The sequence below is a fragment of the Hymenobacter setariae genome, assembly GCF_007713685.1.
GTDB lineage: Bacteria > Bacteroidota > Bacteroidia > Cytophagales > Hymenobacteraceae > Hymenobacter > Hymenobacter setariae.
On the sequence record NZ_VMRJ01000004.1, the window covers coordinates 703,155 to 719,255 of the forward strand.

10 protein-coding genes are annotated in these 16,101 nt (G+C 60.6%); 2 read left to right on the forward strand and 8 right to left on the reverse strand.

Going from position 1 to position 16,101, the window contains the following annotated elements:
• Positions 1 to 131 precede the first annotated feature (131 nt).
• From ahr to FNT36_RS17890, 4 genes are all read right to left on the reverse strand, one after another.
• A complete protein-coding gene (gene ahr / locus FNT36_RS17875; protein ID WP_144850454.1) occupies positions 132 to 1,148 on the reverse strand; it encodes an NADPH-dependent aldehyde reductase Ahr in 1,017 nt (338 codons plus the stop codon).
• Between the two features lie 339 nt (positions 1,149 to 1,487).
• Complete coding sequence (locus tag FNT36_RS17880) at positions 1,488 to 2,378, reverse strand: DUF416 family protein (RefSeq protein ID WP_144850456.1); 891 nt, start codon at positions 2,376 to 2,378, stop codon at positions 1,488 to 1,490.
• A gap of 24 nt (positions 2,379 to 2,402) precedes the next feature.
• Entirely contained in the window at positions 2,403 to 2,675 is a 273-nt protein-coding gene (locus FNT36_RS17885) for a hypothetical protein (protein WP_144850458.1), read from the reverse strand.
• On the reverse strand, positions 2,641 to 3,090 hold the full coding sequence (locus FNT36_RS17890; RefSeq protein WP_144850460.1) for a GNAT family N-acetyltransferase: 450 nt from the start codon (positions 3,088 to 3,090) through the stop codon (positions 2,641 to 2,643). The genes FNT36_RS17885 and FNT36_RS17890 overlap by 35 nt, the downstream gene beginning before the upstream one ends.
• 585 nt (positions 3,091 to 3,675) lie before the next feature.
• Between FNT36_RS17890 and FNT36_RS17895 the strand changes: the two genes are divergently transcribed.
• Together FNT36_RS17895 and FNT36_RS17900 are read left to right on the forward strand one after the other, a co-directional pair.
• Positions 3,676 to 5,985, forward strand: coding sequence for a molybdopterin oxidoreductase family protein (locus FNT36_RS17895; protein ID WP_144850462.1), 2,310 nt, complete (start codon positions 3,676 to 3,678; stop codon positions 5,983 to 5,985).
• Positions 5,986 to 5,997: 12 nt separating this feature from the next.
• Complete coding sequence (locus FNT36_RS17900) at positions 5,998 to 6,456, forward strand: molybdopterin oxidoreductase (RefSeq protein ID WP_144850464.1); 459 nt, start codon at positions 5,998 to 6,000, stop codon at positions 6,454 to 6,456.
• A 154-nt stretch (positions 6,457 to 6,610) separates the two neighbouring features.
• On the opposite strand, the gene FNT36_RS17905 is transcribed toward FNT36_RS17900, so the two are convergent.
• The 4 genes from FNT36_RS17905 to FNT36_RS17920 form a co-directional block, all read right to left on the reverse strand.
• Positions 6,611 to 7,651, reverse strand: a complete 1,041-nt coding sequence (locus tag FNT36_RS17905) for a tellurite resistance/C4-dicarboxylate transporter family protein (RefSeq protein WP_144850467.1) — start codon at positions 7,649 to 7,651, stop codon at positions 6,611 to 6,613.
• A 197-nt stretch (positions 7,652 to 7,848) separates the two neighbouring features.
• On the reverse strand, positions 7,849 to 12,879 hold the full coding sequence (locus tag FNT36_RS17910; protein WP_144850469.1) for a DNA repair ATPase: 5,031 nt from the start codon (positions 12,877 to 12,879) through the stop codon (positions 7,849 to 7,851).
• Positions 12,880 to 13,080: 201 nt separating this feature from the next.
• On the reverse strand, positions 13,081 to 15,249 hold the full coding sequence (locus FNT36_RS17915) for a flotillin family protein (protein ID WP_144850470.1): 2,169 nt from the start codon (positions 15,247 to 15,249) through the stop codon (positions 13,081 to 13,083).
• A 51-nt stretch (positions 15,250 to 15,300) separates the two neighbouring features.
• Positions 15,301 to 15,927 (reverse strand): hypothetical protein, encoded by a 627-nt coding sequence (locus tag FNT36_RS17920; protein ID WP_144850472.1) that lies wholly within the window; start codon positions 15,925 to 15,927, stop codon positions 15,301 to 15,303.
• Between the last annotated feature and the right edge of the window lie 174 nt (positions 15,928 to 16,101).

Sequence of the window (16,101 nt, forward strand, 5' to 3'; positions counted from 1 at the left end):
GAATCGTTGTTGGGCCGTGTAGCTGACTACTCGATGAACTACTCACGCGCGGACCCGCAGGGTCCACGGTACAACAAAAAACGGCCTCATCGCACTGCGATGAAGCCGTTTTTTATACCTAGTAGCAACCCTTACAGGTCGTTGTCGAGCACGATGCGGTAGTGGGCTTTGCCGGCGCGCAGGTGGTCCATGGCGGCGTTGGCCTGGCTCATGGGGAAATGCTCGGTGAGGGGCTTGATGTCGTGCAGGGCGCAGAAGCGCAGCATCTTATCAATCTGGGCGCGGTTGCCGGTGGGCGAGGCGCCGAGCGACTGGTTGTTGAGCAGCAGCGGGAACACCGAGACCGGAATCGGCTCCAGCACGGCGCCCACGAGGTGCAGGCGGCCATTGGGCTTGAGCATGGCGATGATGTCGTTCCAGTCGAGCGACACGTTGGCCGTGATGAGCAGCAGGTCGAAGGTGCGGGCCAGCTTTTTCAGCTCGGCCTTGTCGGTGCTCGACGCCGTGCGGGTGGCCCCTAGCTGGTGGGCTTCCTCGATTTTGCGCGGGCTGGAGGTGAAGGCCGTGACATCGCACCCCATCTTGCTGAGGAACATGACGGCCATGTGGCCCAGGCCACCGATGCCGAACACACCCACGCGGTCGGTGGGCTGCACGTGGTCCATGATGGGGGCAAATACCGTGACGCCGCCGCACAGCAGCGGGCCGGCCTCGGCGGGGTCTACGCCCTCCGGAATGGGCACCGCCCACACCCAGTGGCTGCGCACCTGCTGCGCAAAGGCCCCGTGCCGCCCCACGATGGTGGGCTGCAAGGTGGTGCACATCTGCTGGTCGCCGTGGAGGCAGGGCTCGCAGTGCAGGCAGCTGCTGGCGCTCCAGCCCACGCCCACGCGCTGGCCGATTTCGAGGCCTTTTTGGGCCGCTACGTCGCCGAGGCCCACAATGCGGCCGATGGCTTCGTGGCCGGGCACGAACGGATAGGCCGAGATGCCCCACTCGTTGTCGAGCATCGAGAGGTCGGAGTGGCAGATGCCGCAGTACTCCACGGCAATGTCTACTTCTTCGGCACCTAGGGGGCCGGGGTCGTAGCTAAACGGTTCGAGCTGGCCGTGGGCGGCACTGGCAGCTAGGGCTTTTACTTCAGCCATTGGGCAGGTAGTGGTTTGGTTTGGAGAAGGGTAAAACAGCTGTTTCACTCAGAAACGAGCCGTTGCTTCCTCCAACCACTAGCGGCCGGCTAGGTTTGGCGGGATGGTGTAAGAGTAGCGATTAGCAATGCGCGCAATGGTTTCCAGGGCTGTGGTATTGGCTACGCGCCTGCCTTTTTTGGATGGCTTTTGTGAGCTTCACGGCTTCCTTTACCCACTACGGACTTGGAAATGGTATTAGCAGTGAATTTCACGGCAGTAAGGTATTGTCTGACTTACTAATGCAGCGGCAATCTATTGCTACCACAAAAGCAGCTTGTCTATCTGTTTTTCAGCGTTTTACAAAACCGAAAATTCAACCAGCATGTCTTGCTCATTCAAGCTTTTCAGCAACGCAAGGTTTTCCGAATTTATGATAGGCATTTTAGCTAATTCTTCCAATAGCACCGCCTGCCTTTTATTCTCTCGTATCATAAATGGGCTTGCTTGAATAAACGCTTCTAATTCCGCCCTAGCAGCAGGGGCTTCGTCCTCCCCTACTTCCTGTATGTACATATCAACAGTATCTAACGGAGCAGCGCTGCAATTAGCAGCATGAATTGTCTCGCCACTTAATACGAAATTCAGTGCCTCCACCATCGCCCCGAAAGCATCAAAAGCATATGAGGCGAAGCTGTTTGTGGTCTCATCCAAATCAGGCCACAATGATTCGACTTCTTCCTTTAAAGCTATGTACTCCTCCAGCGAATGAGACGGGCTTACTGAGAAAATATAAATGGCGGCAATAGACCTTTCAAACACGTCACGGGCTGGCCTTTTTTCTTCCTCGTCAAACCTTGCTATTGAAGGCAGCATCTTTTCGCAATTGAGCGCGCAAAAAGCTGCTTGGTGACTATTTGGCAACGATGCAATAAGCTGAGTAATTTCCATTCTGATTAAGCTAGCTGGACATTCTTGGTTCAGCTTTTTCATTTCGAAAAAGCAGGTATCGCAGACCAATCTAATTTTTGCGAAAGCCTCCGATTTGTCGTTCCATTCGCCAGCTTCTGTCAGCACTTCATCGCAAGCGTCGCACCATGCATTGAGTTCATCATTTGCATAAGTCACGCCGGGGTCTGATGTGAACGGCTCATTGAAGCCGACGGGCATCTGCAAGTTCAAGTGCTGGCAAACATAAGCAGGATACCTAGTCCCATGCGTACAGCACTCTACGACGTTTTTTTCTTCCATTAGTCAAAAATAGATAGCCCTACCCTACTCCCGCCCCAGCGCCTGGGTAAGGACCTGGAGCAGCTGGCCGCCGCTGTTGGTGCGCAGGTTGCGGGCGAACGTGGGGTTGCTATCGGCCCAGCGGGTGGCTTCGGCGGGAGTGAGCCAGCCGAGTAGCTCGCGGAGCTTGAGCAGGTTGGCTTCGGTGCCGCTGGTCAGGGTCTGGGCTTCGCTGGTGTAGGGGGTGGCGAGCAGGGCCGGGGTTTCGGCGTCGCGCCGGCTACTAGGGCCGCACCATGTGCACGTGCGGAATACCATCTTCTAGATACCCCTCGTCGTCTGCCACGAAGCCGAAGCTTTCGTAGAATGCCCGCAGGTACTGCTGCGCCCCAATCTTGATGGGCTGCACCCCAAACAGCGCCTCGCACTGCCCGATGGCTTGGCGCAGCAGCTCGCGACCCAGGCCGGCGCCCCGGTGGCGCGGCGACGTCACGACCCGCCCAATGCTGGCTTGGTCGTAGCTGCGGCCGGCCTCAAACAGGCGCGCATAGGCCGCCAGCTCGCCCGCGGCGGTGTAGCCCAGCAGGTGGTAGGCGGATTGGTCGTGCCCATCAATATCCTGAAACGCGCAGGTTTGCTCCACTACGAAGACTTCGCTGCGCAGCTGTAACAGGGCATAGAGTTCGGCCAGGGTAAGGGCCTCGAAGGGTTTGGTAGTCCAGTGCAGGGTCATAGGGCCGCGAAAGTAGCACCGGGCGCGGGGTGACACCCGCCACTTGTTACCCGCCGCCACCCTCCTCCTGCCCCAGCGCCTCCAGTATCCCTCAAGCCTGCTAGGAATACGCTTTACACTTGTTCCCGAATTAAGAAAAACGTAAAGACGGGTCATGCTGAACGCAGTGAAGCATCTCTATCGCTTCATCCGAACCGTTCAACGAAGCGGTAGAGATGCTTCACTGCGTTCAGCATGACAAACGTCTATAAGGATTTTGGCTAAGTGAGGGAACCTAGGGCCGCCCGCTACTGGTGCGTAAGTGGCGGACGAACGTAGAGGTGCTACCAGCCCAGCGGCTAGCCTCGGCAGCGATGCCCTAAGAACTTGCGGAGCTTGAGCAACTTGCACTTAAAGCTGTTGGTGAGGCATTTGCATTCATCTATTCTTCATTGAAATAAAGTGAAAAAAGCCCCCCCTTTTTTGCTTGAACTCCCGTAGTACGGCCCATCTTGCCTGGGTTGGGGCCGCCTGCGCCACTGGCCTGGCTGGTCGTTGCGTGTGCCGGGCGGCAGGCGGCGGCCATTCGTGCTGCGCCCCGCTAGTATGCCAGAAACCCGTGACAGTATTACCGACATTTGGGGGCCCCGCACCGGCTTTGAGGGCCAGGAGCAGTGGCCCGCCCGCATAGACGAGCACACCACCGAGGCGCCCGACCACTGGGTGCAGAGCGCCTGCGTGCTGTGCTCCAATGGCTGCGGCGTTGATATTGGGGTGAAAGACGGCCGCATTGTGGGCGTGCGCGGCCGGGCCGTGGACAGCGTCAACCACGGCCGCCTAGGGCCCAAGGGCCTGCACGGCTGGGTGGCCAACAACAGCCCCGACCGCCTCACCAAGCCGCTCATCCGGCGCAACGGGCAGCTCGAAGAAGCCACCTGGGAAGAGGCCATGAGCCTGATTGTGCAGAAGTCGAAAGACCTGATAGCCAAGCACACCAGCAGCTCCATTGGGTTTTATACCTCGGGCCAGCTCTTTCTGGAAGAATACTACGCCCTGGCCATTGTGGGCAAAGCCGGCCTAGGCACGCCGCACATGGACGGCAACACCCGCCTGTGCACGGCCACGGCCGCAGCGGCCCTCAAAGCGTCGTTTGGCTCCGATGGGCAGCCCGGCTCCTACGCCGACCTCGATAGCACGGAGGCCATTTTGCACGTGGGCCACAACATCGCCTCGCAGCAAACGGTGCTTTGGATGCGGATACTCGACCGGCTGGCCGGCCCCAACCCGCCCAAGCTGGTCGTGATAGACCCGCGCCGCACCTACACCGCCGAGAAAGCCACCGTGCACCTAGCGCCCCGCGTGGGCACCAACATCCCGGTGATGAACGGCCTGCTGCACCTTATCATCGAGGCCGGCCACCTCAACCACGCCTACATCGAGGCGCACACCCTAGGCTTTGAGGAGCTGAAGAAAACCGTGGCCAAGTGGACGCCCGACCGTGTGGAGCGCCTCACCGGCGTGCCGGCCGACAAGCTGCGCGCCGCCGCCGACATCCTAGGAACTTGCAAAACACTGGTCTCGACCGTATTGCAGGGCGTGTACCAGTCGATGCAAGCCACCGCGTCGGCCGTGCAGGTCAACAACTTGCACCTGCTGCGCGGCCTGCTGGGGCACGATGGCAGCGGCATCTACCAGATGAATGGCCAGCCTACGGCCCAAAATACCCGCGAATGCGGCGCCGACGGCGACCTGCCCGGCTTCCGCAACTGGGGCAACGAAACTCACATCCAGGAGCTAGCCGACCTCTGGAACGTGCACCCCGACCAGATTCCGCACTGGGCGCCGCCTACCCACGCCATGCAAATCTGGCGCTACTGCGAAACGGGCTCCATCAAAATGCTCTGGATTAGCGGCACCAACCCGCTGGTATCGATGCCCGACCTGGCACGGGCGCGCAAGATTCTGGCCAAGGAAGACCTGTTTGTCATCGTGCAAGACGCCTTCCTCACCGAAACCACGAAGTATGCCGACGTGGTGCTGCCCGCCGCCATTTGGGGCGAGAAAACTGGCTGCTTTACCAACGTGGGCCGCACGGTGCACATCTCGCACAGGGCCGTGAACCCGCCCGGCGAGGCCCGCTCCGACTTCGATATTTTTGTGGACTACTCGCGGCGCATGGACTTCCGCGACCAGCACGGCGCCCCGCTGCTCACCAGCACCTGGCAAACCACCGAAGACGCCTTCAACGCCTGGCGCGAGTGCACCCGCGGCCGCCCCTGCGACTACACCGGCATGAGCTACGCCAAGCTCAGCGAGGGCTCGGGCATTCAGTGGCCTTGCAACGAGGAGTTTCCCGATGGCAAGAAGCACCTCTACGAAGACGGCGTTTTTGCCACCGCCACCGAGTACTGCGAAACCTACGGCGAAGACCTCGAAACCGGCGCACCCCGCTCCAAAGAAGAGTACCAAGCCATCAACCCCAATGGCCGGGCCTTCTTGCACGGCGTAGACTACGAGCCGCCCCACGAGGAGCCCGACGAGCAGTACCCGCTGTGGCTCACCACGGGCCGCGTGGTGTTTCACTTCCACACCCGCACCAAAACCGGCCGCTCGAAGGCCCTGCAAGACGCCGCGCCCGACAGCTTTGTGCAGCTAGCCACCGAAGACGCCGCCCGCTACGGCATCAGCGAAGGCGATATGGTGGAGGTGACCTCGCGCCGCGGCCGCGTGCTAGAGCCCGCCCGCGTGGGCGGCATCGAGCCGGGCCTGGTGTTCATCCCGTTTCACTACGGATATTGGGATAAGGCCGACCGCCCCCGCGCCGCCAACGAGCTGACCCTGACTGAGTGGGACCCGGTCAGCAAGCAGCCGCATTTCAAGTACGCCGCCGTCAAGCTGCGCAAAGTTCACGCCTAAGCCCGCCCCGCCATGCACCTCGCCACCTACCTAGGCCTGCTCGAAGACAGCGAAAAGCAGCTCACCGACGCCTTCGAGCACGTAGCCGAAAAACACCGCGACGAGCCCGACATCGAGCAGATATGCCAGAAATTCTCGGCCTGGTCGCGCAACCACCACGGCCAAATCCTGGGCTTCGTCGAGAAATACTTGGAAGAGCAAGAAGACGAGCCCGATAAGTTAAAGCGCGACCTGTTTGCCCGAAACCGCAGCGGCGCGCTCGCCCTACTGCGCGACCTGCACGACCTCTGGCTGCTCACCCAGCAAGTGCAGCTCTGCTGGACGGTCATCCGCCAAGCCGCCCTAGGCCTCCGCGACGAAGAACTAAAAGCCTGCGCCACCGAGTGCGCCGCCCGCACCAAGCGCCAAACCGACTGGCTGCTGGGCCGCGTGAAGCAAGCCGCCCCCCAAACGCTGCTGGTAGCGGAGTAAGACATATATATAACTGTAATAGGTTGTCATTGCGAGCAACGCGAAGCAATCGCCCCAAGACGAACTCACCTAGGTTCTATTCTGGTGCGATTGCTTCGCGTTGCTCGCAATGACAACCGTGTGTTAGGTTGCAACAAGACAGCTTAGCTAGGCTTCACCCCTGCGCCGGCGCCTGAGCAGCCTTAGCCGATGTAAGCAAGTGGTAGAGCATACCTAGGAAGGTCAGCCCCCAAGCGAGCAGCGCGACATAAATAGAATACGCCGGAATGCTCTTCAGCAACGGCAGCGGCAGCACTTCGGCCAAGCGGCCGGTAGCCGCCGTGTACATGCCCAGCGGGAAAACCATGCTCCAGGTAGTAGGCTGATACGAAAATGCCGGCCGGGCCCGCAGGTGGTACCACGCGCGCAGCACCGTCACAAACGGTATCCACCAGGTGCTGACCACCCAGAACAAAATTATCCAGCCCTTCACAAACCCGGCGACCGGAGCCAACGCCGGCACCTGCGGCAGGAGCGGCAGCAGCCCGGTTCCCGCCAGCACCGTGATGGCGCTCCCACCTACGCTAATCCAATACGGCGCCCCAACCTCGTCTTCCTCGACCCGCACAAACGTGAGCCGGTAAAAGAGGAGCGTGCTGATGACTACATAAAACAGACTACCCAGCATAAACAAGCACAGCACCCCAAACACCGCCAGCTCGGCGGGCAGCGGCAGGTGCGGCACCAGGCCACCGCCCAATACAGCCAGCGCCTCCGTGGCCACCACTAGCAGCAGCCAGTTGCCGCCCAGCCCGGTTTCCAGCGGCGGCTTCTCGCGCCGCAGCGTCACGCTGAGCAGGAAGCAGTAGAGCAACACCACCCAGCAAACGGCCCCGAATACCCACAGCCCCTGCCCGAGCTGCTGGGCGCCGCGCAGCTGCACCGCTTGGTTGCCCACTAGGCAAGCCGCCGCTACCACCGCTAGGTACGTAGCGCCTTGCTCGTGCGAAGTCAGCTCGGCTTTCACGCCGGCAAAGAACCCCAGCACCCGCACCAGCAGCCCCACAAATAGTGGAAACAGCCCTAGGTTGAAATAGAACAACGCATGGGCCAGCCCCTCAAAGTGCTGCGCATGGGCCGCCAGCGACAGAATGCCCGTTGCCATCACCATCGTGAAATAAGCGGGCGGAAACTTTTCAATCACGGACTTCCACATAGCTACTAGCGGCTGTTAAAAGCTGGAACTACGCACAGGTGGCAGCTTCGTTTCCACTCAATCAGGCCTAGCAAGCAGCTAGCCAGTCTTAAACCAGAACTGGCAGTCGAAGGGGGAGGCTGAGTCTAAGTTTATCTAGCATATAATCGAAATCGGAGAGAGAATATGGGGAGCTAGCCTATTCGTTTTATTTATAGCTACCCCTCCCGCCCCAGCGCCTCGCGGATGCCGCCGATGCCGCCAGAGATATTTTCTAGCTGGGTGAGGACCTGGAGCAGCTGGCCGCCGCTGCTGGTGCGCAGATTGCGGGCGAAGGTGGCTTTGATGTCGGCCCAGCGGGCGGCTTCGGCGGGGGTGAGCCAGCCGAGCAGCTCGCGGAGCTTGAGCAGGTTGGCTTCGGTGCCGCTGGTCAGGGTCTGGGCTTCGCTGGTGTAGTGGGTGGCGAGCAGGGCCTGGATTTCGGCGTCGTTCTGGATTGGGCTGACTTTTTCGGCCAGCTTGCTCATGTTGCGGTACGAGCCCTGGAGCTCGAAGGGCGGCTCGGTGCGGTAGTCATTGGCCTGGGCCGCCGAGCGGATGTACTCCTCGTTGACGCGGGCTACCACGTCGCGCAACGTCAGTAGCTTTTGCAGCACGGCCACGTACTCCGCGATTTCGGCGGGCGAGTGGGTGGCCTCGAAGGCGAGGCCGGTGCTGTCGCCAGTTTCGGCCAGGCGCAGCAGCGGGTACACGTCGGCCTGGCTTTTGGCCACGAGGCGGGCCAGGGTGGGGTTGGCCACCAGCGCATTTTCGATATAGCTAAGCAGGAAGGCGGGCCGGGTGTCGCCGATGATGTCGCCTAGGTTGTAGATGTCGGCGCGGTTGGCGAGCATGTCGGGGATGCGGAACTGCTCGCCCGACTCGGTGTAGGGGTTGCCGGCCATCACCACGGCCACCTTGCGGCCCCGGAAATCGTAGGTTTTGGCGCGGCCCTGGTACACGCCCTCGATTTTGCGCTGGGCATCGCAGAGCGAGATAAATTTCTGCAAAAACTCGGGGTTGCAGTGCTGAATATCATCGAGATATATCATCACGTTGTCGCCCATCTCGAAGGCCAGGTTGAGCTTCAGCAGCTCTTCGCGGGCGCCGGAATTGGGGGCCTGGGCGGGGTCTACGCTCGTGACGGCGTGGCCGATAGCCGGGCCGTTGATTTTCATAAAAATCAGCCCTAGGCGGTTGGCCACGTATTCGAGCAGGGTGGTTTTGCCGTAGCCGGGCGGCGACACCAGCAGCAACAGGCCCATGAGGTCGGTGCGCTTGTCGGCCCCCGCCGTGCCGATTTGCTTGGCCAGGTTGGCCCCAATGAGCGGCAAATACACCTCGTCAATCAGCTTGTTGCGCACAAACGACGCCAGCACCCGCGGCCGAAACTCGCTGAGGCGCAGCTCGTCGGCGGCGCGGGCCAGCAGGTCTTTTTTCAGGTGCTGAAACGCCTCAAACTGCGGCACCACCGTGCGGGCGTAGTGCCCTAGGCGGTGGCGGAACTCGGGGAAATCGAGCTGATACTTACGGTCCTCAATGCGCGGGTGCGTGCCTTGGAGGCCCGTCAGGGTTTCGCGCAGGGGCGTGCGGATGACGCGGGCGGGGTCGCAGGAGGTGGTGAGGAGGGCGGCTTCTACTGAACCGGACGTGGGGACCCCACCCCCCGGCCCCCTCCCCTCCGGGAGAGGGGGAGCCTGACGACTATCATTGTTGATAATTGTGCTACTGCTACTTACGCCAGCAGACGTTAGGCTCCCCTCTCCCGGAGGGGAGGGGCTGGGGGTGGGGTACCCCGCGCCAGGATTCGCCCGCACAAACGCCCCTACCCACTGCCGCACCAGCTGAAACTGCGCGGCTGGCTGGTCGGCTAGCGCGGCTACCGAGGCCTCGTATTGCTCGGTAGCGCGGCGCTCCTTTAGCGACTGCTGAAATTGCTCGTACAGCGCGGCCGCCTCGGCCGACACCACGAAGGTTTCGCCCCGCGTCAATTCGTAGAATAAGTACTCGCCGGCCTCGGCTACTTCTGCTAAGGAGAAGAGGCCGGTGCTGGCGGCAAACTCGTCTACCGCGTGCTGCAAGTCCTGCATCAGGCCTTTGAACTCCCGCGCATCGGGAAAAACCTGGAGCAGCACCCCGATGCCGTGCAGCTGGCGCTGCCAGCTGGCCCGCTGGGTTTCGGGCGCAAAGCGCTGCCAGTAGAGCGCCGCCGCGGCCCGCACCGTGGCAGGGTAGCGCAGCAGGTCGGCGGTGCGGGTGAGGCGCACCAACGCTCCGAGCAGCAGAGCGGCATCGGCATCGTGCACACCTTTGAGGTAGCCCTCGGCATAGCGCGGGGCCATGAAGTGCTGCACGTAGGTAATTAGCTCTTCGGGGGTTAGCTTGGCTAGCTCCTCGATGCCTAGCACGGCGGGCGCGTCGGCCTGGGCGGCCCTAGGGTGCTCGGCGGCTTGCAGCACCAGCCAAGCCAGGTACTCGGCGCGATACACATCGGGGTTTTCGGAAGCCACCGCCTGGTCCCACACTGGGCGGGCGCCGAGCACGGCGGGGTCGGTAAGCTTCTGGAAGAAATTGGTGCCCGTGAGGTGGTAGTGCAGCTCGCCATCGCGCAGCACGATGGTGAGGTCGAGCGGCTGGGTGTTGACGGTGAAGGCGTAGGAGCCGAATTTCAGCGCCTGCCCGCCGTCCGTGAATAGCTCGGCGCGGTCCTTGAGCTGGCGCACAGCGTCTTCCTTCACCGTTTTGAGGCGGCTTTGCAGCTCATCGGCCTTCACGGTATCGCCTAGGTCGAGCAGGTCTTGCACGGTCTGGCGCACCTTCTCCACCAGCATGTCGGCGGCAAAATAGCCGTTGATATCGGCCAGCGTTTCGAGGCGACCTAGGCGGTTTTGCACCGCCTTGATGATGCGCTCGGCCGACTGCGCCAGGGCCGAAGCCCGCTGGTTGCGCGCCGCCACCAGGCTCACCTTGCGCGACTCAAACGCCTCGTACACCGTTTCGCGGCGCTCCGCTAGTTGAGTTAAAAACTGGTCAAAATCGGGGAATTTGCCTTCCAGCTCTTCTAGCTGCACGAGCAGCTTGGTGCTGTATTCGTCGCACTTGGCGGGCGTGTCGCTTAGGTCGAGGTAGTTTACCAAAGCTTGCTCCAGCAGCTTGAGCTGGGCCGTGAATTCGGCCTGCGCCTCGGTGCCCGCCAGCGCCTGCCGCCGCCGCTTCAGGGCCGCCCGTATCTGGTTGAAGCCCGCGTAAATGGTGGAAATACTGTCGATGATGCGCGTGGTTTGCGTGGGGTCGTCCATCGGCAAATTGCCCACCACTTCTATTAGCAATTCCAACTCGCTTGATACGGCGTTGACTTCCTTTTCGCGCTCGTTGGCCTCGCTTACTTTTTGCACTTTCTCCACGCTATCGGCAATGGCTTGCACGCGGGCGGCGTAGGGTTTCAGGGCGTCGGGCCGCAGCAAAAATTCCACGGTTTGGCCGGCCACTTGCTTGCTCACGTCGGTGAGGTCGGCGGCGGCTTTTTCCACGGCTGGCACGTCCACGTAGCGCAGCTCTTTCAGCGAAATCACCTCGCCCCGGGCGGCCCGCAGCTCGGCCAGCAAGCGCACGTAGTCGTTGACTTCGGTCACGTCGGGCATCCGGGCAACGCGGGCGCGCAGCTCGTCGGCCTGGCCCAGCACGCGCTGCACGGTTTCGGCCGTGCTCTTGCGGATAGCGCGCACTTTATCAAACTCATCCACGGCGGCCGTGGCGGTTTGCTGAATGGCGGCGAGCGGCTCGGCCAGCGCCTGGGTGGCGGGGTCGCGCAGCCAGTGGTAGGCATCGGCCAGGGTTGTCGTGCGCTTGATGAGGTCGAGGTAGAGGCCGGCGTAGCTGTCCTCCTTACCCACCAGCGTCAGCACCTCCTGCACCTCGGCCATCGCCCGCACTATCTCCTTGTTGCCGAGCTTGTAGAGGGCCGAATCTTGGGTGACGGGCAGCTCAAAATCGGGGGCCACGTAGGGCGTCTGCCAGATTTGCACCGCGTGGTGCTTTTTGGGCTCTTCATCGGCCCGGGAATAGCACAATTCCCCGTCCTCAAACAGTGCGTAGCCGTGGCAAATAATGGGGTTATCGACGCGCTGGGCAATGAGGTTGTACGAGAGCAGCAGGTAGGCGCCATTCTCGCGGTTGTAGAAGACGTACAGAAAATCCTCCCCATTGGGCGAAGCCAAGCGCTTCTCGAACTGCATGTTGCGCAGGCCGTTGTCGAAGAGCTTGCTGGCGCCGGTTTGCAGGTAAAAGCCATGCGGAAAAATCAGGCCCTGGCTGTCGGGCAGCAGCACGCAGGCTTCGGCTAGGGCGTCGAGGCGCTGGGCGGTGCGCAGCTTGGTATTGAAGAGGAAGTAGCGGTAGTCGGGCTCCTGGTAGGGCTTGATTTTCAGTAGTATCAGGTTATCCAGCACCGCGTAGTGGATTTCCGAGTCGTCGAGCGTCTGGTCTTTATCGGCCACCGGCTCGGCCAAAATGCCGCGGCCGGTTTCGGTGTTGTTCTCGACCTTGATGGTGAGGTCGCCGCCGATGGTTTCGACAAACACCTTGTCCTCGATGCTGATGTGCGGGTATTTGCCCGGCACCTGCATGTCGCGGGTGGCCCGCTTCCACGCAAACTCCTGCTGCGGCGGGTAGGTGTACTCGTGGTCGCTGCGGTTGTCGAGGTAGCTCAGCGAGTCGTTTTCCTCGTCCAGCAGCCACTTAAAGGTCTTGATGTCGCTGGCGCTTTTACCCACCCGAAACACCATAAACAAGTGTGGCCCCCGCACCGCAAACTTCACAAACTGCGTGTTCTTGTAGTACTTATACAGATTGCGAAACTCCTCCAGAAACTGCGGATTGGTCAGCATTTCTAGCCGTAGGGGCTGGAACTCGCGGTTTTCGTACTGGTACACCCCAAACACGTCGGCCAGCTCCGTCTCGGTCTTGAGGCCAATAACGACGTTGAAGCCAAAGATGAATCGGCGGCCCACTGCCACCATGTCCCACGGCACGCAGTTGTTGACGGTAGTAAGGCGGCCAGTGCCGAGCAAGTGCGTATCGATAGCCCCGAACACGGCTTTGCGCTCCGTATTCAGCTTATCGAGGCGGGCTTGGAGGTCGGTGGCGCTGGCTTGCAGGCGCGCGCGCAGGATTTCGTAGGTGCCGCCTTCGAGTTGGGGAGTTGGTTCCATGACGTAGTCGCCTCACCCCTAGCCCCTCTCCGAAAAGGAGAGGGGGACTAGCTGCTAGTACTAGAGAGCTAGTGGGTGTAAAATAGAATAGATAATGCGGACTAAAACTAGGGCTAGTTCCCCTCTCCTTCTCGGATAGGGGCTAGGGGTGAGGCGCCACGCATGGGGGCGTCCTCTAGCGTAAACCTCACCCGGCGAGCCTTACTTTAAATCAATCGTCTTCACCAGTTTATCCCCTATCCCGAGCGCCGCGGCCGTGCTCGACAGCTGCGAAATGGTGCTCCGCGTCTTCTCGTCGCCCGCCTTGTTCATCAGTTGCAGCAGCAGCGCCGATACGCTTAGGTTGCGCATTTCCTCGCTGCTCACGCCAAACTGATTGACGAACTTGCGCAGGTTGGCTTTGAAATCGCCGCCCCCGTCGTGGCCAAAGAAGGTGTCCTTCACTGTGCTCAGCACCTCGCTATTGTGCACGGTGCGGTCGAGGGCTTTGCCTTTTGTGATGGAACCGATAATCTGGTCGAAGAACATGGTTTCGCCGCCCACGATGTCGATTTTGGCCGCTTTCAGGGCCGAGCCGATAACGTCGGCCTGCGAGGCTGCGATGTCTTTCTGAATGCTGATTTGAGCCAGCTCCACCGACTTTTCTTTGTCCAAGCGCAGCTTGAATTCTTCGTGGTCTTTGCCCACGCCATCGAGCTTCTTCATGGCGTCGGCCTTGGCCTCAATGCCCTTGGCTTCAACCGCGAATTTCTGCTCGTTCACAGCGGCTTCGGCTAGACCGCGCTTCTGGTCGGCAGCGGCGCGAGCTTCTACGATGCCAGCTTCGGCCAGGCCTTTTTCGCGGTTGACCTTCGCGGCCACAATGCCAATTTTCTCGTCGGCTTCGGCCTGCGCGGCAGCTTTTACCTGGATGGCCTGGGCCTCGGCCGACGACGTGAGCTGCATAACAGCGGCGCGTGTTTCGCCTTCTTTCTGGTGCGCAGTGGCTTTGGCCTGCATTACCTGGGCTTCGGCGAGGCCCACGGCGGCTGCTTTGCTGGCCTCGGCTTCGGCCAAGACGCGCATGGCCTGGGCGCGGTGGTCGGCGGCAGCGCGCTCGCCCTCGGCATCAATGAGCACCTGTTTGGCGCGGAACTCGGCGGCCTGGCGTTCCATGTCGGCGGTACCGACGAGGGCGATGGTTGCGGTCTCGTTTTTCTGCTGGGCGGCGGTGAGGGCCACCAGTTTTTCGCGGTCGGCCTGCGCCTGAGCTCGGGTATCCTTGATACGCTCTTCCTCCTGCACGGTGGCTTTTTCCACTGTGATGCGCTCGCGGATAATCACCTGAATATTCTTGCGCTCTTCTTCCAGGGCTTTTTCTTTCTCAATCTGCGCCAGGGCCACAATGCGCTCGCGCTCGTTGGCTTCCAAAGCCTTGGCTTGGGCCACGCGCTCGGTTTCGATGGCGTCGGTGCGCTCTTTGCTGCGCTCGGCCACCAAGATTTGGCGGTCGCGGTTTTGCTCGGCCACCTTCACTTCTTCCTCCGTGATGATGCGGGCCTTCTCCCCTTTCAGGCGCTCTTCCTGGCGCACTTTCTCGGTTTCGGCGGCCTCACGCGCCCGGATGCTGGCGATTTCGCGCAACTGCTTTTCCTGGTTTTCGGTAAGCTGCTTTTCGAGCTGCAAGATAGTTTCCTGCGCCTCCACGTCCTGCTTTTTAATCGTCTTCTGCTGGTCGCGCTGAATCTGGTTGGCCTGGATTTTCTGCTGCGAGGTCAGGGCAATAATTTTCTTGATACCCTCGGCGTCCAGAATATTATCCTGGTTAAGGGCCGCTAGTGGCGTTTGCTCTAGGTAGTCGATGGCGCAGTCGTCGAGCACGTAGCCGTTGAGGTCGGTGCCGATAATGCGCAGAATCTCCTGCTTGAACTGTTCGCGCGAGTTGTATAATTCTATGAAATCAAAGTGCTTTCCCACGGTTTTCAACGCTTCCGAAAACTTGGCATCGAACAGCGCTTCGAGGGCGGCTGGGTCGGAGGCGCGGTGCGCACCGATACTTTGGGCCACGTTCACCACGTCATCGTGCGTTTTATTAACCCGCACGAAGAAGTTCACTTTCACATCGGCCCGCAGGTTGTCTTTGCACACCAGGCCTTCGGCGCCCGAACGAGCAATAATGATGGTTTTCAGCTTAATATCCATCACTTCCAGCTTGTGCAGCACCGGCACGATGAGGATGCCGGAGAAGGACACTTTGGTGTCGCCCATGCCGGTGCGCACCAGGGCCTCGCCCTGCACCGCCTTCTGGTACATGCGCGCCACGATGGCAATGAACCCAATAAGTAAGAAGCCGAGCACGATTAAAACGGCCCAGGAAAGTTGCGCAAGCATACTAAGAAAGTAAAAATTACGAATAGGATTATGTTTTACTGAGCAGTAAAGCTACGACGCAGCGTAGGCTTCGATGAGGTAGCAGCGGCGTTGGGCATCGTAATCGATTACCAAGGCCGTTTCGCCTTTGCCGATAGGGCCGCTCAGGGCGCGCACGTTTAGCATGAGTGGTGCGCCGTCGATGCGCACAGAGGCTTGCCCTAGGTGGTCGGGAGAGGTAGGCAGCAGCACAGTGCACACTTTGCCTAGGACCACTGCTCCGCCGTCGTGGTCTTTTTCGAGAGCCGTAAAGAGCTTGACGAAGGGCAAGGTGAGAAACTTCGCCAAAAAGATGCTGCCAACAAACAGTGGCAACAGGTACAGCAGCCCCGGCAGCAGGGTGGTATTGCCGGTGTAGTAGTTGGCCAGGATGCTGCCAACCCACAGCGGCAGCGCCACGAAGCTGAGAAACACCATCACCGGGATGCGGCCCAGGTTGAAAAACGCCAGTGCTCCGTTGAGCCACTCCGAGTCGGGGCTGTGCAGGTGGGCACCATCGTGGGCATCTACGTGCAGGTCAACGGTCTTAAAATCAAGCAGCCCAACAATAACCGTGAGCCAATACAGCAGCACGAACACCAGTAGCCCCGTGGCGGGCAGGTTGGGCGGCAGCACGGCGGCGCGGAGCAGGTCGGTCATATGCGGGTGTTTATCGGGGGAGGTGATAGAGCATTACAGATTTCTCTTGTCATGCAGCGCGCAGCGAAGCATTTCGCTCGCTTCGTTGTTGGCGTAAGGAGTTACTGCACCACATGAGATGCTTCGCTGCGCTCCGCATGACCGAATAGATAGTTTGTTCGGTCCTTAACCGAA